This window comes from Commensalibacter sp. B14384M2, assembly GCF_016101865.1.
Lineage (GTDB): Bacteria > Pseudomonadota > Alphaproteobacteria > Acetobacterales > Acetobacteraceae > Commensalibacter > Commensalibacter melissae.
Genome location: NZ_JACFPS010000003.1, coordinates 72,424 through 95,799, shown reverse-complemented (window position 1 = coordinate 95,799; position 23,376 = coordinate 72,424). Strand labels below are relative to the sequence as shown.

Annotated in this window: 23 protein-coding genes and 1 tRNA gene; 16 read left to right on the top strand and 8 right to left on the bottom strand. The window is 36.4% G+C overall.

From position 1 onward, the window contains the following. Window positions 1-4 precede the first annotated feature (4 nt). The 4 genes from aroC (at window position 5) to H3R33_RS06275 (ending at window position 2,719) form a co-directional block, all read left to right on the top strand. Complete coding sequence (gene aroC, locus H3R33_RS06290; protein WP_198185116.1) at window positions 5-1,099, top strand: chorismate synthase; 1,095 nt, start codon at window positions 5-7, stop codon at window positions 1,097-1,099. Between the two features lie 126 nt (window positions 1,100-1,225). Continuing rightward, the gene (locus H3R33_RS06285) at window positions 1,226-1,399 is read left to right on the top strand and encodes a hypothetical protein (RefSeq protein ID WP_198185117.1); all 174 of its coding nucleotides are present in this window, start codon (window positions 1,226-1,228) and stop codon (window positions 1,397-1,399) included. A gap of 12 nt (window positions 1,400-1,411) precedes the next feature. After that, window positions 1,412-2,350, top strand: coding sequence for a DnaJ C-terminal domain-containing protein (locus H3R33_RS06280; protein ID WP_198185118.1), 939 nt, complete (start codon window positions 1,412-1,414; stop codon window positions 2,348-2,350). Between the two features lie 27 nt (window positions 2,351-2,377). Continuing rightward, window positions 2,378-2,719: a hypothetical protein gene (locus tag H3R33_RS06275; RefSeq protein ID WP_110439244.1), complete on the top strand. Its 342-nt coding sequence runs from the start codon at window positions 2,378-2,380 to the stop codon at window positions 2,717-2,719. Here H3R33_RS06275 and folE read toward each other — a convergent pair whose 3' ends face one another. Together folE and H3R33_RS06265 are read right to left on the bottom strand one after the other, a co-directional pair. Continuing rightward, entirely contained in the window at window positions 2,720-3,319 is a 600-nt protein-coding gene (folE, locus tag H3R33_RS06270) for a GTP cyclohydrolase I FolE (RefSeq protein WP_198185119.1), read from the bottom strand. It lies immediately after the preceding gene. A gap of 211 nt (window positions 3,320-3,530) precedes the next feature. After that, window positions 3,531-4,739 (bottom strand): PLP-dependent aspartate aminotransferase family protein, encoded by a 1,209-nt coding sequence (locus H3R33_RS06265; protein ID WP_198185120.1) that lies wholly within the window; start codon window positions 4,737-4,739, stop codon window positions 3,531-3,533. A 155-nt stretch (window positions 4,740-4,894) separates the two neighbouring features. Between H3R33_RS06265 and H3R33_RS06260 the strand changes: the two genes are divergently transcribed. The 3 genes from H3R33_RS06260 (at window position 4,895) to H3R33_RS06250 (ending at window position 8,491) form a co-directional block, all read left to right on the top strand. Further along, a tRNA-Gly gene (locus tag H3R33_RS06260) sits at window positions 4,895-4,968 on the top strand. A gap of 137 nt (window positions 4,969-5,105) precedes the next feature. Continuing rightward, the gene (locus tag H3R33_RS06255; RefSeq protein ID WP_198185121.1) at window positions 5,106-6,701 is read left to right on the top strand and encodes a lycopene cyclase family protein; all 1,596 of its coding nucleotides are present in this window, start codon (window positions 5,106-5,108) and stop codon (window positions 6,699-6,701) included. A 314-nt stretch (window positions 6,702-7,015) separates the two neighbouring features. Beyond that, window positions 7,016-8,491, top strand: coding sequence for a SulP family inorganic anion transporter (locus tag H3R33_RS06250; protein ID WP_347401053.1), 1,476 nt, complete (start codon window positions 7,016-7,018; stop codon window positions 8,489-8,491). Between the two features lie 46 nt (window positions 8,492-8,537). Here the strand turns inward: H3R33_RS06250 and H3R33_RS06245 are convergent, their stop codons facing one another. Next, entirely contained in the window at window positions 8,538-9,092 is a 555-nt protein-coding gene (locus tag H3R33_RS06245; protein ID WP_198185123.1) for a hypothetical protein, read from the bottom strand. Window positions 9,093-9,281: 189 nt separating this feature from the next. On the opposite strand from H3R33_RS06245, the gene H3R33_RS06240 reads away from it, so the two are divergent. The 3 genes from H3R33_RS06240 (at window position 9,282) to H3R33_RS06230 (ending at window position 12,274) form a co-directional block, all read left to right on the top strand. After that, on the top strand, window positions 9,282-10,469 hold the full coding sequence (locus H3R33_RS06240; RefSeq protein WP_198185124.1) for a homoserine O-acetyltransferase: 1,188 nt from the start codon (window positions 9,282-9,284) through the stop codon (window positions 10,467-10,469). Next, window positions 10,459-11,061 (top strand): methionine biosynthesis protein MetW, encoded by a 603-nt coding sequence (metW, locus tag H3R33_RS06235; protein ID WP_122122823.1) that lies wholly within the window; start codon window positions 10,459-10,461, stop codon window positions 11,059-11,061. The genes H3R33_RS06240 and metW overlap by 11 nt, the downstream gene beginning before the upstream one ends. Before the next feature lie 265 nt (window positions 11,062-11,326). Then, complete coding sequence (locus H3R33_RS06230) at window positions 11,327-12,274, top strand: YihY/virulence factor BrkB family protein (RefSeq protein ID WP_198185125.1); 948 nt, start codon at window positions 11,327-11,329, stop codon at window positions 12,272-12,274. Between the two features lie 10 nt (window positions 12,275-12,284). On the opposite strand, the gene H3R33_RS06225 is transcribed toward H3R33_RS06230, so the two are convergent. Further along, window positions 12,285-12,800 carry a septal ring lytic transglycosylase RlpA family protein gene (locus tag H3R33_RS06225; protein WP_196424188.1) on the bottom strand — a complete coding sequence of 172 codons (516 nt, stop codon included), beginning with the start codon at window positions 12,798-12,800 and terminating at the stop codon, window positions 12,285-12,287. Between the two features lie 327 nt (window positions 12,801-13,127). On the opposite strand from H3R33_RS06225, the gene aroQ reads away from it, so the two are divergent. The 3 genes from aroQ to accC are packed head-to-tail and all read left to right on the top strand — an operon-like array spanning window position 13,128 to window position 15,413. Next, window positions 13,128-13,580: a type II 3-dehydroquinate dehydratase gene (gene aroQ, locus H3R33_RS06220; RefSeq protein WP_110439253.1), complete on the top strand. Its 453-nt coding sequence runs from the start codon at window positions 13,128-13,130 to the stop codon at window positions 13,578-13,580. After that, window positions 13,580-14,056 carry an acetyl-CoA carboxylase biotin carboxyl carrier protein gene (gene accB, locus H3R33_RS06215; RefSeq protein ID WP_198185126.1) on the top strand — a complete coding sequence of 159 codons (477 nt, stop codon included), beginning with the start codon at window positions 13,580-13,582 and terminating at the stop codon, window positions 14,054-14,056. The genes aroQ and accB overlap by 1 nt, the downstream gene beginning before the upstream one ends. Before the next feature lies 1 nt (window position 14,057). Beyond that, window positions 14,058-15,413 (top strand): acetyl-CoA carboxylase biotin carboxylase subunit, encoded by a 1,356-nt coding sequence (gene accC, locus H3R33_RS06210; protein ID WP_110439255.1) that lies wholly within the window; start codon window positions 14,058-14,060, stop codon window positions 15,411-15,413. A 4-nt stretch (window positions 15,414-15,417) separates the two neighbouring features. On the opposite strand, the gene H3R33_RS06205 is transcribed toward accC, so the two are convergent. Together H3R33_RS06205 and H3R33_RS06200 are read right to left on the bottom strand one after the other, a co-directional pair. Then, complete coding sequence (locus H3R33_RS06205) at window positions 15,418-15,978, bottom strand: adenine phosphoribosyltransferase (protein ID WP_198185127.1); 561 nt, start codon at window positions 15,976-15,978, stop codon at window positions 15,418-15,420. An 82-nt stretch (window positions 15,979-16,060) separates the two neighbouring features. Next, window positions 16,061-16,888 (bottom strand): SDR family oxidoreductase, encoded by an 828-nt coding sequence (locus H3R33_RS06200; RefSeq protein ID WP_198185128.1) that lies wholly within the window; start codon window positions 16,886-16,888, stop codon window positions 16,061-16,063. 179 nt (window positions 16,889-17,067) lie between these two features. Between H3R33_RS06200 and H3R33_RS06195 the strand changes: the two genes are divergently transcribed. Then, the gene (locus tag H3R33_RS06195) at window positions 17,068-17,781 is read left to right on the top strand and encodes an NAD-dependent deacylase (protein ID WP_198185129.1); all 714 of its coding nucleotides are present in this window, start codon (window positions 17,068-17,070) and stop codon (window positions 17,779-17,781) included. A gap of 9 nt (window positions 17,782-17,790) precedes the next feature. Next, window positions 17,791-18,384 carry a uracil-DNA glycosylase family protein gene (locus tag H3R33_RS06190; protein ID WP_155567513.1) on the top strand — a complete coding sequence of 198 codons (594 nt, stop codon included), beginning with the start codon at window positions 17,791-17,793 and terminating at the stop codon, window positions 18,382-18,384. Between the two features lie 70 nt (window positions 18,385-18,454). On the opposite strand, the gene H3R33_RS06185 is transcribed toward H3R33_RS06190, so the two are convergent. Then, the gene (locus H3R33_RS06185; protein WP_198195057.1) at window positions 18,455-19,903 is read right to left on the bottom strand and encodes a glycosyltransferase family 2 protein; all 1,449 of its coding nucleotides are present in this window, start codon (window positions 19,901-19,903) and stop codon (window positions 18,455-18,457) included. 141 nt (window positions 19,904-20,044) lie between these two features. Beyond that, complete coding sequence (locus H3R33_RS06180) at window positions 20,045-22,483, bottom strand: DUF3772 domain-containing protein (RefSeq protein WP_155564787.1); 2,439 nt, start codon at window positions 22,481-22,483, stop codon at window positions 20,045-20,047. Window positions 22,484-22,688: 205 nt separating this feature from the next. On the opposite strand from H3R33_RS06180, the gene H3R33_RS06175 reads away from it, so the two are divergent. Continuing rightward, a complete protein-coding gene (locus tag H3R33_RS06175) occupies window positions 22,689-23,291 on the top strand; it encodes a YigZ family protein (protein ID WP_198185131.1) in 603 nt (200 codons plus the stop codon). The last annotated feature ends 85 nt before the right edge of the window (window positions 23,292-23,376 follow it).

Below are 23,376 nucleotides of genomic sequence, written 5' to 3'. Positions count from 1 at the left end.
TAACGTGTCGTGTAATAGTTTTGGAAGCTTGTTCAGGGTTACGACATGGGGGGAAAGTCATGGGCCTGCAATCGGTTGTGTTGTTGACGGGTGTCCTCCCTTGATTCCGCTTTCTGAGAAATTGATTCAACCTTGGCTGGATTTACGCAGACCTGGACAATCCTCATTTACAACCACGCGTAATGAGCCCGATCAGGTGAAGATATTATCAGGTGTATTTGAAGGTAAAACGACAGGCACTCCTATATCATTATTGATTGAAAACACCAATCAGCGTTCCAAGGATTATTCCAATATTGCTCAGTCCTACCGTCCAGGTCATGCAGATATTACCTATGATTTAAAATATGGTATACGGGATTATCGAGGGGGAGGAAGATCTTCAGCCAGGGAAACAGCCATGCGTGTTGCTGCTGGAGCGATTGCCCGTTTGATTTTGGGAAATTCAATTTTTATTCGTGGGGCCCTAATTCAGATTGGGGATAAAAAAATCAATCGTGACCGATGGTCATGGGACGAGGTTAAAAAAAATGATTTTTTTTGTCCCGATGCACAAATGGTCGAGATCTGGAGGAATGAATTATCCATAATCCGTAAGGCTGGGTCATCCATCGGTGCGGTGATTGAAGTGGTGGCCGAAGGGGTTCCCGCAGGATTGGGGGCGCCAATTTATGGAAAACTGGACGCTGATATTGCCCAGGCCATGATGAGTATCAATGCCGTAAAAGCTGTTGAAATCGGTGAAGGCTTTGCCGCTGCAACCCTACGGGGTGAAGAGAATGCTGATCCTATATATCTTGAAAATGGTAAGCTTTCATTTGCCTCTAATCATGCGGGCGGTATTCTGGGCGGTATTTCCAGCGGTCAACCAATTGTGGTCCGTTTTGCAGTTAAACCGACAAGCTCAATTCTTGTCCCTCAACCCTCAATTAATTCAGAAGGTGAATCTGTTGAAGTAATTACCAAAGGTCGACATGATCCTTGTGTCGGTATACGGGCTGTTCCAGTTGGAGAGGCCATGCTTGCCTGTGTCTTGGCAGATCATTGGTTAAGGCATCGCGGTCAAATCGGAAAATTTGGGGAGATAATTCATAAATAATAGAACATTATATTGATGAACTGTATTTTATAAATAATCAGCTATTTTGATTTCAAGTTTAATGAAAATGTGGTTATACTTTTAAAAATAAATTTTGGTTTCAAAGTTTATTGGGACTGCCAGACTATGGATGATAATAAAAAACAGAATACTGATTTTGAAAAAGAATTTGTAAGGGATCAATTAATTAAGGTGGCAAGAAACTCTGCTGCAAAAGGCATTCCAGCAGATGTGTTTGAGGCGTTGTTGATTACTTTATCCGATGAAATCGATTTCAAAGCCGTAATGATAGAAAATTAAGAGAAAAGTGCAGTGAGTTTAGATCCTTATACCATTTTGGGAATATCGAAAACAGCCAGTCAGGATGAGATACGTAAAGCGTATCGAAAATTGGCCAAAAAATATCATCCTGACCTAAATCCCGGAAATAAAGAGGCTGAGGATAAATTTAAAGCGATTAGCGTTGCGAATGAATTGCTTTCAGATCCAGAAAAGAGGGCCCGTTTTGATCGTGGTGAGATTGACATTCATGGTCAGGAACAGGGCTTTCCGGGGGGAGGTGCCGGATATCGTCATTATGCTGATGGAGCGCAAGGGTTTCGGTACAGTCAGGGTGAAGGAATGCACGGTAATCAATTTTCCGAGGATGATTTGCAGGATATATTGAACCGGTTTGGCGGCGGTGGCTGGGGTGGCTTCTCTGGTCGGGGTTTTTCTCAAGGAAGATCCAGTAGAGGTCCACAGAAAGGGCAGGATCGACGCTATAGTCTGAAAATTAGTTTTCTGGATGCGGTTAATGGTACAACATCGAGAATTACCTTATCTGAAGGGGGAACACTTGATGTTAAAATCCCTCCTGGAATTGATGATGGTCAGACCTTAAGGTTACGCGGAAAAGGGGATCCTGGCTTTCAAAATGGTCCTGCCGGGGATGCCTTGATTACCATTCAGGTAATGCCTCATGCCTATTTTAAAAGAGATGGTCAGGATATAAGAATGACGTGGCCTGTTGATCTAAAGACAGCGGTTTTGGGCGGTAAGCTGACTGTTCCAACCCCTACCGGTGAGGTTGCGTTAAATGTGCCGGCTCATTCAGATAGCGGAACTGTACTAAGGTTACGTGGACGGGGTATTCCATCCCATAAAAATCTTGAGGCCGGGAATCTGTATGTAAATTTACAAATTACGATTGGTAAAGTCGATCCCGCTTTGGAAGAGTTTTTACGTAAATCCATTGATCAATCCAATTAAATCTAAAAAATGTAAAAGGGAAAGAAAATGATAACCCTTGAAATGTTATGCTATAATTTACCTGAAATAACAGCCAATGATGTCTATCACTGGATAAACAATCAATGGTTGAGGCCAGAAAAGAAAGAGGGAAATTATTTATTTAAGGAGATTGATGAGGCAAGGGCCAAATTAATTCTTGAATTAAGGGATCATTTAGGAGTGGCAGAAGATTCAATGTCTCTGGTTCTGCAACTTTTGGACCAGCTTTATACGACGCGACGACAAATGCGTTATTTATGTGAAGTGATTTCCACGGAGAAATATCCTGATGTTCAACAAATTTTACGTCGTATTCTAGATGATCATTCAACGATTGAGATCAATTAGTTACATAAATGAAACAGAACGATTTAATAAAGTTGAAAGTTCTGCTCTTGCATTTTGATCCTGTTGGAAAACACCAAGCAATTTTGATGTAATCATAGATACACCTGGGTTATGCACACCTCTGGTTGTCATGCATTGATGAGTGGCCTCAATGATTACAGCGACCCCTCTAGGTTGTAATACCTCTTGGATTATATTGGCGATTTCCGCTGTCATTCTTTCTTGAATTTGTAATCTTTTGGCAAAAACCTCTACAATCCTGGCCAGTTTGGAAATGCCGACGACATAGTTATTGGGTAAATAGGCAACATGAGCCTTTCCAATAATTGGAACCATATGGTGTTCGCAATGACTTTCAAAGCGAATGTCACGTAAAAGGACAATTTCCTTATATCCACCGACTTCTTCAAATGTTCGGCCAAGGATTTCTTTCGGGTTTTCCTTATAGCCAGAAAAAAATTCGGCATAGGCATTTATAACACGGTTTGGCGTATCTATTAACCCTTCGCGATCCGGATCATCACCAGCCCAGCGAATAAGGGTACGCACCGCTTCTTCAGCTTCTGAACGAGAGGGTGCGGAAGTTTTTTTATCAGTCATATTCTATAAATCTTTTAAACCAGTAAAACTGTTCAATGTTTCTGTTCGGTATGAAGTAATTTTGGACAATATAAAAAGATATATATTAATTTTGTAAAGGGAAAATTTAACGGTTTTGTTTAAAATGAAACTACACGATTTTATTATATTTTCCTTCAGTTTAAAATATATGGAAAAAATTAATATATTTTCAATTTAAAAGATTACTTATTTATTGTTTGTTTTTGCAAAAAATTGTTAATTCATCAAATCCTTTTTGCAGATCCTCAAGTAAATCCTGTGGATCCTCCATTCCTACTGAAAAGCGGATAATGCCATCAGTAATTCCGAGTTTTAAACGATCCTCTGGACTGACCTTCATATGTGTTGTTGTTGCCGGGTGCGTTACAATACTCCGACTATCACCAAGATTATTACAAATTAATATGAGCTGTAAGGCATTCATGAATGTAAATGCACCTTTTTTCCCCCCCTTGACTTCAAAGGCGATCATGGCACCTGGCGCATCCATTTGTTTGCAGGCAAGGCCATATTGAGGATGTGAGTGTAATCCGGGATATCGAATAAGATTAACAACATCAGATTTTTCAATAAATTCTGCGCAGATTTTTGCATTTTCGGTCATTTTTTCCATACGAAGTGGAAAAGTTTCCAGACCTTTCAGCAATATCCACGCATCAAAAGCTGAAATTGTAAGTCCTGTATTATGAACAAAAGGTATAATATCGGCTTCAAGCAAGTCTTTACTACCTAGAATAGCACCTCCTAGGACACGCCCCTGTCCATCCATATGTTTTGTACAAGAATAGACAACAAGATCAGCCCCTACTTTCAAAGGTTTTTGATATAATGGAGTGGCAAAAACATTGTCAATAATCAATATTCCGCCTGCCTGATGGGTCAAGTCAGCAATTTGCCGAATATCCAGAATGTCTAGCATTGGATTGGAAGGGCTTTCAATCAAAACAGCTGCTGCAGGTTTGGATAATGCTTTTTTCCATTCCTGAATATTCGTGCCTTCAACAAAAGCGGTTTCGATTCCTAATTTTGGTAAAAAATTTTCAACAATCCAGTAACTTGATCCAAAAAGCGCCTTAGATGCGATAACACGTTCCCCATGTTTCAAATTGGAAAATAAGGCAGCAAAAATTGCACTCATTCCTGTTGAGGTGGCAACACAACATTCAGCCTCTTCCAAATGAATAAGTCGATTTTCAAGGTTGGTAATGGTAGGATTATTAACACGGCTATATTGATAATGCCTTTCTTTTTTTTGGAAAGTGCGTTCTGCTTGTTCTGCACTTTCATAAATGAACCCAGATGTTAAAAAAAGAGCTTCACATGTTTCAGCAAAGGAAGAACGTTCAATATTATCATGAAGTAAACGGGTGGCTAGACGATGGGAAGAGGTTTTGTTCATAATATTTCTCTTTGATAACCATAAGGAGCGTTCATGATAGAGGAATGCAAGAAAAGTGGTTAGTAATTTCTTTATTTTTTAAAAATTATCAAAAAAGATATATTTTTCTATTCAATTTGGTTATTTTAATATGAAATGTTGTTTTTCATATTTTGGCGGGTGTAATTCAATGGTAGAATGACAGCTTCCCAAGCTGTTCATGAGGGTTCGATTCCCTTCATCCGCTCCAAGAAATATTATTTATTTTAAACTATATAATATCTATAAAATTGATTATTTAGATATTCAACTTAATTTAGTAATATTGTTTTATTTTAATCATAAATAAAATAATTTATTACTTTAAATATTAAGTTGAGGGATATAGTGAAAAATTATGATGTGGTTATAATTGGGGGTGGACTTGCCGGATTGACATTGGCCAGTCAATTGCTGCGTGATATACCTGATATTTCCATTTGTCTTATTCATGATGCAAAATTTCCCAATGAAGAGACAGCTTTCAAAGTTGGAGAGGCAACAATTGATTTGGGTGGGTATTATCTTAGGGAATTGCTGGGAGATGAATATCTAGGTCGGGAACATTTTATAAAAATGGGAATGCGGTTTATTTATACAAATGATAAACTCTATAAAGAAATGGGAATTAGAAATTTTCCTCAAAAAAATTCCTATCAATTTGAACGTGGCAAACTGGAAAATCATTTTTTTTCATTATTACAAGATAAAATTGATATTTTACAAAATACGCGTTTTCTTGATGTTGAAGATGAGGGGCATTTTAAAAAAATCCACGTAGTTGAATTGAGCAAAGTCCAGAAAATCATTAATTCTCGTTGGATTGTTGATGCATCCGGACGGAAAAAAGTTATTTCCAGGAAGTATAATTTATCAAGCAAAGGTAATTTACCCAATTCTTCAGTCTGGTTTAGAGTCAAGGGGGCTGTTCTGGTAGATGAAATCTATCCGGCAGAAGAAGATAACCCTTTTTATGGCATGGATAGAAGCTACAGTTCCTTACATATTGATGGAAAGGGATATTGGATCTGGGTGCTTCGGCTTTCTGATCATATGACCAGTGTGGGAATATGTTTTAGTGAGAATATTCATCAATTTGACAGTTTATCAGATTTGGAAAAAACCTTTGAATGGTTAAAAACGCATGAAAGGGTTTTTTATGATTATTTGCTGAAGAAACAATTTTCCATTCTTGATTTTAAATATTTGAGAAAATACGCATCTATTGCGCAGCCCTGTATCTCTGAAAATCATTGGGCATTAACAGGGGATGCATGCATTTTTTTGGATCCAGTTTATTCAAGTGGTATAGATTTGATGTGCATTGAAAACACGTTTATAGTTGATGTTCTTGCACAGGAAAAAAATGGTCAAGACATAAAAGAACGTATGGCATTTTATAATTCGGTCATATCAGATCTGGTAATTGCTTATAGTAACGTATTTGATAAAATGTACGAACAAAAAGATAATTGGTATTATATTTTTGTTAAATATGTTGTTGATTCCGTATTTTATTTTGGATCAATTTGCCCCTGTTTCATGAATAAGGGAATGAGAGATTTTAAAAACGCAAAGATTATATGGGATAAAATTCATAAAATTTATATGGAATATGATAAGGTGAATTCCATACTCAAAACCAAGAAATTTTCTGAAAACAATAGGCAGAATAATTTGGACTTACCAAGATTTATCAATCTTTCTGAAAGTCTATTTGCCAAAATAAACAGTTATTTGACGGAACCTGATAATGACCTGGAGAAATTGATTAACCTGTTACAGGATAATTACCAGGTCATGTGTAAAATATGTGAATATATTTCTTCCGATAGGAATTTATATGATTTGTATATTAGAAGGGATGGACCGCCAGAAATCTTTCATACTTCATGGCGTTATGGTGAATTTTTTCCCAATCCAGAAATGGTGAATAGAAATTAATTATTTTCTGATATAGATATTTATATTTTATTATTCTGAAAGTGGCATTTTTATAGAAAAAGCGTTTACGTATTGATTCTGTGAATATTTTTAATTATAAATTATTAGTTTTTGTTACTAGATTGATTGATTTTAAAACTAAATTCTTATTGTTTTGTTGAATCGGAATGTTTGTTTTAACGCCGCCCTAAGTTAGCACTGTGTAACTAATTTTATTATTTCTGTTTTTTTAAAAAAACAGAAACAGGATTGATGCGATCAGTCTGTTATTGATTAATTTTTCAATTTAAAAATATTTATAGGATTATAATATGTTGCTGTCTTGTAATCGACAAGAATGGCTTGGAAATATTCGTGCGGATATTCTATCTGGTATTGTGGTTGCATTGGCCCTGATACCAGAGTCAATTGCTTTTTCCATTATTGCTGGGGTTGATCCGAGTGTAGGACTTTATTCGGCTTTTGCCATTCCTTGTGTCATTTCGTTATTTGGCGGACGCCCTGGAATGATATCCTCATCGACGGGTTCAATGGCTTTACTGATGGGGCCTTTGGTAAAGACTCATGGATTAAGTTATTTACTCGTTGCATCAATTCTTGCAGGTATTTTTCAGATCATTGCCGGATATTTGAAACTTGGTGAATTAATGCGTTTTGTTTCCCATTCTGTCGTGACTGGTTTTGTAAATGCGTTGGCAATTTTGATTTTTATGGCACAGCTTCCGCAATTAGTGCATGTGACATGGCATGTTTACGTGATTGTTGGTGGTGGATTGGCAATTATTTACCTTTTCCCTTATTTAACGAAATTAATACCGTCTCCCTTGATATGTATTATTATAATGACCGCCATTTCAATAGGTTATGGTTTAAATATTCCAACGGTGGGTGATATGGGTAAATTGCCAGGTTCTTTACCAATTTTGGCTATTCCAGATATTCCTTTGGACTTTCATACCCTCATGATCATTTTGCCATATTCTGCTGGACTGGCAGCGGTAGGATTACTTGAAACCATGATGACAGCAACGATCGTTGATGAATTCACGGATACTTCAAGTGATAAAAATCGTGAGTGTAAGGGGCAGGGAATTGCCAATATCTGTACTGCTTTTCTGGGCGGTATGGCTGGATGTGCCATGATTGGTCAATCGGTTATTAATATCAAGTCCGGGGGAAGGGGACGATTATCTACCTTGGTGGCTGGTATTTTCTTGCTCATTCTTGTTGTTTTTTTAAAGGAATGGGTGGCCCGGATTCCTATGGCCGCCTTGGTGGCTGTGATGATCATGGTTTCTATTAGTACTTTTTCCTGGCGTTCAATTCTTGATTTAAAAAAATATCCGCTTTCTACCAATATTGTCATGATTCTAACGGTCTGTGTTGTGGTTGGAACAAATAACCTGGCCTATGGAGTATTAACAGGCGTGCTGGTTGCCTCTCTTGTTTTCGCAAGCAAGGTTTCACATTTCATGCTGATTAAATCAGAAAAAAAAGATCAGTCTCGTATTTATAAAGTGAATGGTCATGTATTCTTTGTAACGGTTGATCGTTTTATAAATAGCTTTGATCTCAAGGAAGAGATTAAGAGTGTTACAGTCGATCTAACCCATGCGCATTTTTGGGATGTAAGTTCAGTTATGGCATTGGATAAGGTTGTCATTCATTTTCGCCAACGTGGTATAAAAGTGGAGGTTCAGGGAATGAATGATGCCACGGCGACCATCATTGACCGTTTTGGCATCCATGATAAACCAGAGGAAATTGAAAAGGTTATCGGGAGTTATTAATCAGGATCATTCTTGGCGATATATATAGTTAATGTGTTTATATCGCTTATTCAGGTCTATTTTTTTGATATTTATGAATGGATTTTTTTAATCCATTTAGATTGGGTCCCTGTTGGGTTTCAACATAAGTTGTTTTATTCCATATCCAGACATCTGAACCTTCAACTATCAAATCATGCATTCCCTTGTGGGATGTTTTTTTTATTTCAATATTGCCAGTAACAGAATCGAGTATTTTTACCCAATGATTGTTACGGTTAAGATAGGCTGTGGTGGTACAGCCTCCAGACCCACAAAGACTGGCGGATTGTAACTGGGTAAATAGAACAGTTTGCGGTTTTTTTGTGCTGGAGAGGTTTGCATTGCCAATAAGGATAAGCGGTTTCTCACCATGTTGAACAGCAAAATTAATATCGGTTTTATTCAAGTTATATGCAATTGTTGAAAAATTGTTCGCAGGTTGGGGAGTTAAAACGACTCTTCCTGATTTTGGATTTTGATAATTTCTGTTTTTTTTTGTATGACGGGAAACTGCGTAAGAGGATTGGACAGTAAAAGCAAAGGCACTGATTATACAAAATACAACAAGTTTTTTATTCATAATTATTAAGGCCTTTTTCTAAACAAGAATATTTGATATTAATAGATGAACTTTTAAAAAAACCTAACTTATACAGAGATAACATTTTTAATTTCAAATGATTATATAAGATAGTGCAGTTTATGGCAAAGAGATGATTTTTGGGATGGATTTTCATATTTTATAGTAAAAAGGATACCTGTATTATTTATGGTAACTTCAGGGATTAAACAGGTTGCAGCTGACGAAACACAAAATGAATCTATTCAGAAATTACTTTTTGCTGAAGGACTTGTTTTGGAAAATGGTCAAAAACTAAACCACTTGGAAATTGCATATCAGACTTATGGAAAGTTGTCATCAGCCAAGGATAATGCAATTTTGATTTGTCATGCTTTAACTGGCGATCAGTATGTTGCAGGTATTAATCCAATCAGCAAGAAACCTGGTTGGTGGAGCAGAATGGTTGGTCCTGGGCTACCTATTGATACAGACAAATATTTTATAATTTGTAGTAATGTTTTAGGAAGCTGCATGGGAACGACAGGACCACGTTCCATACGAACAGATCATCAGAAAATAGGCTATTGGGGAATAGACTTTCCTGCAATTACCATTAGGGATATGGTCAATGCCCAAAAACTTCTAATCGATCATTTCAAAATTGATCAGTTATTTGCCGTTATCGGTGGTTCAATGGGAGGAATGCAGGCATTGCAATGGGCGGTAAGCTATCCAGATCAAGTTTATGCAGCTATACCAATTGCCACCTCATCTTTTCATTCGGCACAGAATATTGCATTTAATGAAGTGGGAAGACAGGCCATATTTTCAGACCCAGATTGGCAAAATGGAGATTATTGGCGATATGGTGTTATCCCATCCAGAGGGTTGGCTGTAGCACGTATGATGGCACATATTACCTATTTGTCAGAAGATGCATTAAACCGAAAATTTGGACGGAGATTGCAAGAAACAATGATAGATTCTTCGTCACCAATTTTCGGGGAAATGTTCCAGGTAGAAAGCTATTTGCATTATCAGGGATCGAATTTTGTGAGACGTTTTGATGCAAATTCTTATGTGACAATCTCCCGGGCAATGGATTGGTTTGATTTGTCCCAAGCTTATGATGGGGATCTGGTCAAGGCATTTTCACAGGTTAAATCCAGATTTTGTGTTATCAGTTTTTCTTCTGACTGGCTTTTTCCCACTTCACGGTCAAGAGTGATAGTCAAGGCATTAAATCGTGTTGGAGCCAAGGTTTCTTTTGTTGAAATTGTAAGTGATAAAGGGCATGATGCCTTCTTGTTGGATGAACCGGATCTTGATCATGTAATCAGCGGTTTTCTGGCAGGAATTAAAAGACAGAGGCAATTGGAAAATAATGCGTCTTGATCAATGTTGTATTGTTGACATGATTCAGCAAAATTCAACAATACTGGATATTGGATGTGGTGATGGTACATTAATCGATTATCTGTGCTGTAATCATCAATGTGATGCACGAGGAATAGAGTTGGATATGTCCTGTGTTACCAAGGCGGTAAGTAAAGGCTTATCTGTAATTCAGGGAAACGCAGATTTTGACTTGCAGAATTATCCCACGGATGGTTTTGATTATGTCGTATTATCGAGGACTCTACAGGCGGTTAATCGCCCACGTGAAGTTTTGCAACAAATGTTGCGAATAGGACGGTATGCTATTGTTTCATTTCCAAATTTTGGCCATTGGACTGTAAGAATGCAACTGCTTCTTAAGGGACATATGCCCATGACAAAAGTATGGGGAACCCATTGGTTTGAGACGCCGAATATTCATCCCTGTACCTTAACAGATTTTGTATCACTATGTAAACAAGAGGGATATCATATTAGTCAGTGGATGGCTATTGATGATCATGGCGAGGGGGAAAAAGCCCCCTGGCGACGTTCAATACGTTTAGCCAATTTTTTTGGGGAACAGGCCTTATTTTTGCTGACACGTTGATTAAATGAGACAATCAATGCAACTGTTACATATCTGATATTATATTGATTATATATAAACAAAATTGATATTCATTGGATTAGTTAACAGAGTATTTTAGATTTCTATTTTTATGTCATGAATTGATTAATAGAATTGACGGGGTTGGATAATATTACTCTATCATTTACATTACATCATGGTTTTGTAGAGTCATATTTCTTATGGGTACGAATAAAATTTTTAGAATAATTTTTTAATATTTGATTGAGGTTTAAAAGAAGTAATGCGAGACTTGGATCGGTCTTCTGAAAGTCATATTTTTGTTGAAAAACATCATTCCCCTTTAAAGATATCATTTCACGGATGGATAAAAATTATAATGGCGACCATTCATACACTAATTGATGGTCCATATATGCTGGTCGCAGCTGGTTGCGCATTTTTTTCTACCTTGTCACTATTTCCTTCTATAAGTAGCTTGATTTCCATTTATGGGCTGGTTTTTGATCCACAAACGGTTGAGCCACAACTGGAATTTCTACAACAATTTTTCCCCCCGAATGTTTATGTTTTTTTACAGGAAATGATTAACAGTATTGTCGAGCAAACCCATTCCACTTTAACAATACAATTGGTTGTTTCCATTTTGTTCGCTCTTTGGTCTGCATCCATTGGGACAAAGGGTTTAGTTACGGGGCTAAACGTTGCCTATAATACGCATGAGACACGGAGTTTCTTGAAATTTCAGGTTCTATCTGTTGTTTTGACATTCTGCGCTATTTTGGGAACGATTATGACCCTTGCGGTTATTGTTGCTTTACCGGCAATTTTGAATATTTTGCCATATCAATTTCTAAATATTCTTACAGATTACTTTCCAGCTTACAATATGGTGAGAATAAGTAGTAACATTATTGTTTTTCTTTTTGCAACGTGGACTTTTGCTTTATTTTACCGTTTTGGGCCCTGCCGTTCCAACGTGCATTGGCGTTGGACATGTCCAGGCGCTTTTATCGCCACAATTTTATGGTTGTTGGCTGCCTTTTCTTTTTCTTATTACGTTGCCCATTTTGCAAATTTTACAAGTACTTACGGCCCATTGGGAACCGTGGTTGCTGTTATGATGTGGTTTCTGGTTTCCTGCTATGTTGTTCTGGTTGGCGCTCAGTTCAATGCCCAGATAGAAGGATATATTTTAGATAGAAGCGAGGCTTCTAACAAGATACCATAGTCATAGAAAATTATTGGGGAGTTTCAGCAACTTCGATATTATTCAGGGGTTTAATTGTTACATGGGCAGTTCCCCGGCTTAACATGCCAATTTTTGCTGCAGCAGCTTTTGATAGATCAATAATGCGATGTTTTACGAAAGGGCCGCGATCGTTAATGGTGACGATGACTGAGTGCCCTGTATCTTCTGATTTAACCAACACTTTGCTTCCCAAAGGAAGGGTAGGATGAGCTGCGGTAAAATTCTGGTTGTTGAATGTTGAGCCAGAGGCTGTTTTACGTCTTTGCGTATGTCGCCCACCGTACCAGCTGGCAATACCGCTTTGAAAAGCTGTTTCATCCGTACTGATGATCATGTCTGCAGGATGTCTATTTTTGTGAAGAGTGTAGGGCATCACTCTTTTCTTTAATTTTCGAATCCGGTGAGAGGTGATCTTATGAGAACCGGAGTTAGCATATACTTGCATGGATTGAACATTTAATCCGATAACAAGTGACAAAGCCAGTAATTTATTTCGACGTTTCATATACCCTGTTTATTATAGCGTTTTTTAATCATAATGATTAAGAAAACTGCCATAATTCCTTTAAGTTAATATAAACCATGTTAAAAGCTAGAGAAAAAAAATGGCAAAAAAATGAAAAGATTTGCTTTTGTAACTTTACGCTAATACAATTGACGCACATATGGCAAATAATTTGTTTAATCTATTGTTTCTGGCTGAAATGATATAAATAGACATAGTCTATCAAAAAAATTAAGAGAAAATTTAATTAATTTGTTGACTGTTTATAAGAGAGGCTTTTTAAATTCATATAGTGTTAAACCTGATTAAAGGCATGAATAACTAGTGATGGAATTGCCCCTCGTATATGTTTTGAATGGTCCTAATTTAAATATGTTAGGAATGCGTCAGCCAAATGTGTATGGTCATGCAACCTTGGATGATGTAGAACAAATCTGTATTCAAAATGCAGAACAGCTCGAAATAGCAATTGATTTTCGCCAATCCAATGATGAGGGGGAACTTGTTTCCTGGATTCAGGAGTGTAGGGGAAAAGCAAAGGGAATTATCATTAATGCAGGAGCATATAGTCATACTTCTATAGCAATTTTAGATGCTTTACTGGCAGTTGATTTACCTGTTATAGAGGTACATATATCAAATATTTACCGCCGGGAATCATTTCGGCATCATTCTTATGTTTCTCATGCGGCGACAGGGGTAATCTGTGGATTGGGTATTCAGGGTTATGCCTTGGCCTTGGCTGCGTTGGCAAATCTTATATTGGAAGAGGATAGTTGATGAGCAAAATGCTCGTAGATGTAGAAGTTATTCGTAAATTGGCTGATATTTTAACTGAAACAGGATTGACAGAAATCGAGGTTTCCGAAAAGGATCAGCATATTCGCGTCGTAAAGAATATTACCGTTAACGCAAGTCCAGTAACAGCTCCCGTTTCCATGGCTTCTGTCATGAATTCCGCGCCTGTGCCTGTAACGGTTAATAATGATGATGCCAAACAGGAAGAAGATCTCTCTAAACATCCTGGCGCGCTGCTAAGTCCAATGATTGGTGTGGCCTATTTAACGCCGGAACCTTCTGCCCCCCCTTTTGTAACTGTTGGACAAGAGGTTCAGTCTGGACAGATCATCATGCTTATTGAAGCGATGAAAACGTTTAATCAAATTCGTGCCCATAAATCAGGAAAATTGACGCGTATGCTTGTTAATTCCGGTGATCCAGTAGAATATGGTGAGGTTCTGGCGGTAATTGAATAAAATGTTTTCAAAGATTTTAATTGCGAATCGTGGAGAAATTGCTCTTCGTATTTTACGGGCATGTCGTGAAATGGGCATTAAAACCGTTGCTGTGCATTCAACTGCGGATACAGATGCAATGCATGTGCGGTTGGCAGATGAAAGCGTATGTATTGGTCCCCCTTCAGTCACAGACAGTTATTTGAATAAGAGGGCAATTTTATCTGCAGCAGCCATCACAGGAGCCGAAGCAATTCATCCCGGTTATGGTTTTCTTTCCGAGAATGCAGATTTTGCCGAACTGGTTGAAGAGCATGGATTTGTTTTTATTGGTCCTTCTGCCCAGCATATTCGTATGATGGGTGATAAGATCCAGGCCAAAACAACCATGAAGAAATTCAATGTTCCTCTGGTTCCAGGTTCAGATGGGGCCCTGTCAGATCTTGCTACAGCAAAAGAGGTTGCAAATAAGATTGGTTATCCAGTTTTGATCAAGGCTTCTGCTGGGGGTGGAGGTCGTGGCATGAAAGTTGCCTCTACAGAAACAGAGCTGGAAGAGGCGTGGCAGGTTGCAAGGGCTGAAGCAAAAATGGCTTTTGGTAATGACGAAGTTTATATGGAAAAATATTTGGATAAACCTCGTCATATAGAAGTTCAGATTATTGGCGATCAACATGGTAATGTCTTATTTTTGGGTGAGCGGGACTGTTCTTTGCAGAGACGGCATCAAAAAGTGTTGGAAGAAGCTTTGTCTCCTTGTCTAACTGTAAAGGAACGTGATTTTATTGGTAAAGTTGCCACCCATGCCATGCAGCAATTGGGATATAAAAATGCCGGTACGCTTGAATTTCTTTATCAGGATGGACAATTTTGTTTTATTGAGATGAATACGCGTTTACAGGTTGAACATCCTGTTACCGAACTGGTTACCGATGTTGATCTTGTTGCAGAGCAAATTCGTGTGGCTGCAGGTGAAAAATTAAAATTAAGCCAAAAAGACATTCAGTTTAAAGGACATGCAATAGAATGCCGTATTAATGCCGAGGACCCTGAAAATTTTGTACCCAATCCTGGAAAAATCGAAGTTTTTCATTCTCCAGGTGGACTGGGGGTTCGTTTGGATAGCGCTTTATATGTTGGTTATACTATTCCACCATATTATGATAGTATGATTGCCAAATTAATTGCCTATGGACATGACAGGGCAACCGCAATTGCAAGAATGCAAAGAGCATTGGAGGAAATGGTTGTGACAGGTGTAAAAACAACCATTCCATTACAGCAGAAAATATTGGCAGATAAAGAGTTCCAGAAAGGTGACTATACCATTCATTGGCTGGAACATTTTATTGAGAAAAACAAAGCTGAATATAATTGAAGCTTTATTCATTATAAGTGATTGCTGAAAATAAGGGGACGTCAATTTTTTCGCGTCCCTTTAAATTTTTTAGTTCAATTAAGGCAGCTGCTCCGATGATATTGGCACCAGTTTTACGTAAAAGTTTAATAGCGGCCTGCAACGTTCCACCAGTTGCGAGCAAGTCGTCAATAATAACAACGCGCTGTCCAGGCTTGATTGCATCTTCTTGAATATGGATACAATTTTGTCCATATTCCAAATCGTAATCAATTGAAATCGTTTTTCCAGGCAATTTGCCGGGTTTACGAATCATTATCATTCCACAGCCTAATGCTGTTGCAAGGGGTGATGCACTAACAAATCCTCTTGATTCAATTCCGGCAATTAGATCGGGTTGCCAAGCCGCAATCCCATGTGCCATACGTGCAGAAGCAATCTGCCAGGCATCAGCATTGCGTAGAAGTGTGGAGATATCGTAAAATAATATGCCTTCATGAGGATAGTTAGGAATAGTACGAATATATTTTTTTAAATCTATATTGGTGGGCGGTGTGAAATCTGTTTGATTAGCTGCGTTGCTCATTTCTAACAATCATTAATAAATTTAACATAAACCATTCATGTTTTAAAAGGTTCAAATACGTCACGCAATAAATTTATTGATCTTATGAATGTAGGTTATTTTTCTGCCAGTTTTTTTTTCTTTTTTCACAAAACTTTTCCACAAAAGGCATTAATCGTAGGATAAAATATGGTTTTAGCATCAAAAGTTTAGTTTGCAATCCTGACCATTTGGGAATGTAATATTCCAATCCTTTTTCCTTGAGGGCTTTCATAATTGTTTTACAGACAATTTCAGGTTCAAGAGGTGGAGAGCAGAAATTAAGCAAAGACCCTCCATTTTGCATTTCATTATGAAGCATTTGCGTGTTAATGGCGCCAGGAAAAATGGATGAAACATATATTTTCCGGGGACGGAGCTCCATGGCCAACGCCAAGGCAAATCCACGTAAACCATATTTACTGGCAGAATATAATGCGCTGTTTTTTAGGGGGAAAATACCTCCCAATGAATTTACAAAAATAATTGAGCTTTTTTTACGCATAAGCGGAAGTAAGCCCTTGGTCAAAAAAATGGCTCCATTAAGATTTACCTGAAGTTGGTTAAGTATTAATTGATCACTTAAATTTGAAAATGAACCTGGATAAATATTTCCTGCACAATGGATTAAAGCATTAATATGATGGAATTGTTTTTTAATATCCTCACATAAATACTGTATTTCATTAAGATGAGAAATATCGCAAATACGAATAATGACTTTATCTCCATAATGGAGAGAAATTTGTTCTAATTGCGCAAGATTTCTTGCAATCATAATAATTTTGTAATGTTCTTCTAAAAGGTAAGAAACAAGTTTTTTGCCCAACCCCCCGGTTGCTCCAGTAAGAACAGCGATTTTATTAGATTGTTTAAAAATATTTAAATTCATTTAGATAAATCTCAAACTTAAAAGGTCATTATACTAAGTTATAGAATACTATTTAATTAAGTATAACATAATATTTTAAAATATAAGATATTTAGGTTTATATAGCGTAATTAATCAAACTTGTTTATTTTTACCATAAAATAATTTTATGAATTAAATGTTATAAGAAGTATCGAGCAATGAATAAAATTGTTGTTTTAACTGGAGCCGGGATCAGTCAGGAATCGGGTCTTGATACGTTTCGTGATGCTAATGGAATCTGGGCGAAATATAATATGGAAGAAGTTTGCACCTTGGAAGGATTTAAGAAAAATCCTGAAAAATTACATGAATTTTATAATCAGTTACGTTCGAATTTGCCTAAATATTTACCCAATGCCGCTCATATTGCCTTGGCGAAACTTGAACAGGCTGTCTTGAAAAAAGAAATTGAAGCTGAATTGGTTTTGATAACGCAAAATATTGATGATTTACATGAACGTGCCGGGAGCCGTTTTCTTTATCATATGCATGGAGAATTGTACAAGATAAGATGCACAACATGTGATCGACGTATGGAATGGCATAAGTCATGTTTTCCATATACATCTTGTCCATATTGTCATGCTGTGACATTACGGCCAGATATTGTATGGTTTGGGGAAATGCCTTATTATATGCAAGAAATTGGAAGGGCATTATCAGATTGTAACTTATTTGTCGCCATTGGTACTTCCGGTGTAGTCTATCCTGCTGCGGGGTTTGTAAACGAAGTACAGGGGCGAGCGAAAACAATCGAGTTAAATCTGGAACCTTCTATGGGCACATCAAATTTTGATGAATCCTGGCAAGGTTCAGCAACAGAATTGGTTCCCGAATTTGTCAATTATTTATTAAGCGCCTATCAGAAATAAGGGAAAAGAATGACTGACTCTTTAAACCGTCTTTTGAAAGAGGTTCGGGCTTGTCATATCTGCAGGGATTTACCTTTGGGTCCAAAACCCATTTTACAGGTAGGTTCGTCTAAAGTGCGGTTGTTAATCACTGGACAGGCTCCGGGTACACGTGCACATGAAACGGGAATAACGTTTAACGATCCTTCGGGGGATCGTTTGCGTGAATGGATGGGAATTAACCGATCCTTATTTTATAATGATCAATTGATTTCAATTATTCCAATGGGATTTTGTTATCCAGGCAGTTATGAAAGGGGTGGGGACTTACCTCCTCGTAAAGAATGTGCGCCACAATGGAGAGCCAAACTTTTGAAATTATTGCCTAATATTGAATTGACCCTTCTGGTTGGATCTTATGCACAAAATTATGTCTTGGGAAAAGGAAGCCTAACAGAACGAGTTAAGAATTTTCGGGATTATTTACCTAATTTTTTGCCTCTTCCTCATCCTTCATGGCGGACAAGAATTTGGGCAAAAAAGAACCCTTTTTTTGAAACGGAAGTTTTACCAGAGTTGAAAAAAAGGGTTTGCGATATTTTGAGTTTAAACATGAAATCTTAAATATTTATTTAATAACTTATCATATTAAATAAAGGAAACTGCATATTGGCAGAAGTTGAAAATAATTTTTTTATAGCCAACTTATAATTTTTCCAACATTATGTATATGTATTTTAGATTGTTCTTTTTTGGATAAAAGATTATATGCCAAGATAAAATCTGCATAGGTTATATCTTCACTATTTTGATATAAGTAATTATAAAAACTGTATAGATCATGTACAGAATCAGGTGAAACATTGAAATTAATTTCTAAATCCTTTGATTTCAGTTGAAGGTATTCCCATTCCTTACAAATGTTTTTGTTGACATCTACATCTCCAAAAAAACCTGATTCAGGATTTAATGACATAAATTTTTTTGAATAAGGTGTTTGTAATGAGTAATATGGTGTATCATTAACTGGTTGAATTGAAAATTGATAGGTAGAGGAAAATTTATTTAAAAATTTAATAATGAAAGGAATAGTGGATATGGAATTGCTTTCTTTATAGAAAAGATAAATCAAATTTGGTTTATGATTGTATATAACGCCATATATTGGTATCATGTTTTGTATATTTTCAAAATTAAATAAATATCCTTCACGCATATGTAAAGCTAGATACCGTTCTTTTGTTGAGCAAAGTTTGAAACAATTTGATTGCTTGTTGTTGGATTTTTTCTTGTTAAAAGATCCCGTAATTTCAAATATATAACGATATACACATTCCTGTTTAAGGGTTACTAAGATTTCATTGGCTTTTTTGATGAAATCTTTTCTTTCTTCGTGTTGTATATCATTTCTATTGAAATGCTTCCATCGACCTTCTGAATTTATCAAATCTGTATTTAGACGGTATTGAATTCTAATTATATAATCTTCCATCGATCGGTTAATATAATGGTTGATACATGCATTATCCCATATAACAGTATCACTATCAGCACGTTTGTTTGAAACAGGTAATCCACACGCATTTGCATAATTTTGAGGGATTGTTTTGAAATAATGAGGATTCTCATATTCAAACGAGTAATTTCTAGGCCTTATAAAACATTTTGTTAATAAAGTATCGGAAAAATTTTTATCACAGTGCTTAGTATAAGCTTCATAGGTTGGAATTTTGCTCTTTAAAACTCTATCTGAATTTCCATAAATTCTCCAATTTAAAGAAACACCATTATAGTGTAAGAATCTTTTAAAAAAATCCTGTATAGATAGATCGTGTTCTAGTGATACATATTCATCGGCATCCAAAAATCCAATCCAGTCATATTCTTGATTCAATGCTTTTCGACAAGCGCTTTCAAATGCATTAGCTTGTCGATCATAAAAATAAGGAATACTGACAGGATTTGTTAGTTCAATTTCAATATTATATATATTAGAAACAGTTTTTAATATTTCATATGTTCCATCTGTTGAGTGATCATCATAAATAAAAAATTTATCGATACCGATAGCAAGATGCCAAGAAATCCATGATAAAATGTTTGGATTTTCATTTTTAAGAAATAAAGCGAGACAAATTTTCATACTTAAATAACTTTTTAGAAAAATAACAATAATACGTATTTAAAATTATAAATATATCGAAATAATAATATAAAAATAGCAAAAAATTAATTATTTTTTAATTTTTCTTAATGTTAAGTTATTAATATTTATGTATATTGTCTATTTGTCACCCTTTTCTGAGGAGGGTTTGTTATTGGATAGCTGACTTATATTATTTAGATATTCAGATAAGATGTTATTTCTTACTGCATCTGTATTTGCCAGATAATTTGTATAACAAACAATGGTCATGACTAAAGAGCTTTCTGTAATGTTATCAACCCATATATAGGGTTTCGGATCATCTAGAACATCTTTTTGTTTTTCCATGATTTTCATGATTAACGTGCGTGCTTGATCCAATTGTTGAATGGTAATTACAGGTAATTTAAATGAAACCAGACCCATATGACGTCCACGGGTGGCATTCTGAACAGAAGATGTGATAATTTGTGAATTTGGAACAATTAGGGTTGAAAAATCTGACAAACGAATTTCGGTAGCTCTTACTTTGATGCTCATTACCACTCCTTTAACACCATTTATGATAACCGTATCCCCTATGCGGACGGGTCTTTCAGCGAGAAGGATAAGACCGGAAACAAAATTCTGGACAATGGCTTGTAAACCGAAACCAATACCGACAGAAAGAGCGCTGACAATCCAGGTAATGTTTTGAGTTGTTACACCAAGGATGGATAAATCAATAATGGCGACAACGACCCAACAGCAATAATTGAAAATTGTATCAATTGAATTACAGGTTGCATTATCCAGACTGGTTTTTGGGAAGAAGTTTTTATTTAACCAGTTTCTGACAATTCTTATACAATATATACCAATGAAAAATACCAAGATTGCCTCGGCGATTGTTGAAAAGGAAAATGTAAAGTTACCTATTTTTTGGTTGGTTAGGGTGGTTGTTAAATGTTGGATGAAGACGACCAGATCAAAATTGCCGGGGGAAATAATGGAAACAATTGTCAGAATGACAGTTGTTAGTGTGATGACACCGGTAATGATGGTTGATAATTGTTCCATGCTTTGAGGTTTTATGCCTAAAAGCTGTATTTTTTTACCCAGCCAGCGATCCGGATCAAAGATGAGGTTTGTTATATCATTCAAAAGTATTCTTAAAAGACTTAAAGTACTGAAAACCAGAATTACCCAGTTAAGCCATACACACATTGAATAACCCAAATGGATGTATCCTGTTAGGATGGCAACAATAGAGATGATACAGAATAATGGGAGCCCGATTGCAACCACAAGAAGTGTGATATCCGGACTTTGATTATTTTGTGCTGAATGAAGTTTGATTCTTTTCTGACCTACTTCGCGAAGCTTTATGGGAATGGATAAAAAAAGGATTGAGGCGATACAGGCAAAAAAACCATTGCATAATTGCTGTGCTATAATACTTACACCACTAACATTATTGATATAACGGACAATTCCAAGAAGCAGGATAATGGCCATATAAATATTGGGTAGAATATTGATTGAATGCGCAACTTCATCACCAATGGGCAATAACCGCCATTGTGGATTTTTTACAGCAAGAAAACCTCGATAAAGTCCAAAGATGAAACCGCAAAAATAAAGTTGGTGAATTATGTTTTGTGCAAAAGCATAGGCTTGTGGGCTGATCGTATTGTGGTTATTAATGGTTACCAAAATGAGTGTGGCAGATAATCCTGCGGTAAGAGAGGCTATTATTGCTGAACACAGCGTCATTAAACTGCGTCTAAGACGTGTGGGGGGAATGAATTTTTCTGTGAACTGTACCAGTCCTTTTTCAATAAGAGGACGTAGGATGAAAATTAATAGAATAGCGCCAAGAAAACCTGCAAGCATTGTAAGACGGCTTCCCCAGCCATCTTGCCATGTTTTGGTGAATAAACTGCCAAAATCAGAATATAGTTTATTTATGCGGGAACTGTCATCATCGTAATGAATGGCAATTTCATGCCAAAAATTATAACCTAGGGGAGAGGATATGCGGGTAAATAACTGCACCTGTTGAATCTTGGATAAAGCCTGCTGAATTTGTGCAACCTGACTATTGGCTTCCAAGGATATGATTGTTGCCTGCTGAATTTTTGCGCTAAGATCATTTCTATTTTGAATAAAGGATTTTTGTCGATCATTTAAATTTTTAATATCATCTTTATTTTTATCACTTCCTGTATTTTGGATAACGTTATCCAGTAGCTTTAAAGCCTGATTATATCCCTTCAGACGAGGGGTCAAATCAGTTACAATCGCATCGGCCGAGGTGGATATCGATCGTGCTTGATTCAGCAGATTTTTGAATTGTGTAAAATCTTCAGAATGCTGAAGGTTTTGTAAGCTTTTATTAATATTTCCCAATTGTTTTATAAGCTTATTTAAAATTGGTTGAGTTGTTGTATCGGGAATATTGAGAAAAACAGGTGTATTTGAAGGGGTTGATGAGGAAATAAGAGAGTTGGCTGCTTCTTGCGCGTGGGTATTTTGTATAGATATTATTCCAAAGGAAAGGAAAAGATTAAATAATAGGTATTGCACTATTTTCATAGAAGCAGCTCCAAGTTTAAAGGCAAATTTGTTTTATTTTATAACGACTTGGTAAAGTAAACTATAAAAATATGTAAAAATATTGTTTTTTTGTACAAAATAAGGCGAAAATGATTTTTTTGGAATGAATTATATGGGAATTGTTAGTAAAATGTATTCTCAAACATTGCTTTATTACATAAAAACATAATTTCTGAATGAATTAATGATAGCAAACAATCTGATTTATACGTTAACCGCCCCTTATCAGTTTCAGCAAGAAATTCGAAAAAGTATATTTTTGGCACATGCTGTGCCTGTCTATACAGAAATGCAGGTTGGGGAATGGTTGCAACGATTAAAAATACCAGAGGCAACACATAATTGCTGGGCTTATCGTATAGGACAAAATTATAAAAGCAATGATGATGGTGAACCTTCCGGAACAGCGGGGCGACCCATTTTACAAGTTATAGAAAGACAGAATTTTGATTGTACACTAGTAATAGTTATTCGATGGTTTGGCGGTATTAAGCTAGGCGCAGGCGGTCTTATTCGGGCCTATAGTGGAACTGCGGCTGAATGTTTACGTCAGTCTTCCTCCAAATTATATATTCCTAAAAAGGAATTTATAATTGTCTGTTCTTTTTCAGATTATGCTTTGGTAAAAGCCCGTATTGGAGAATATCAAGCAGAAATTGCCATGGAAAATTATGAATCCATGGATGTGGAGTGTCATCTTGTTGTGCCTGAAGAACAGTATTTGGCTTTGAAGCGGCGTTTACTTGATCTGACAAGGGGACAGATATTGATAGAGGATATTATATAGATAAAGATCGGTGATAAAATACAGGAGGAGAGATGATTTCCTGATCCTTGGGGTATAAGGATCAGTTACGTTTGTATTGACAAAA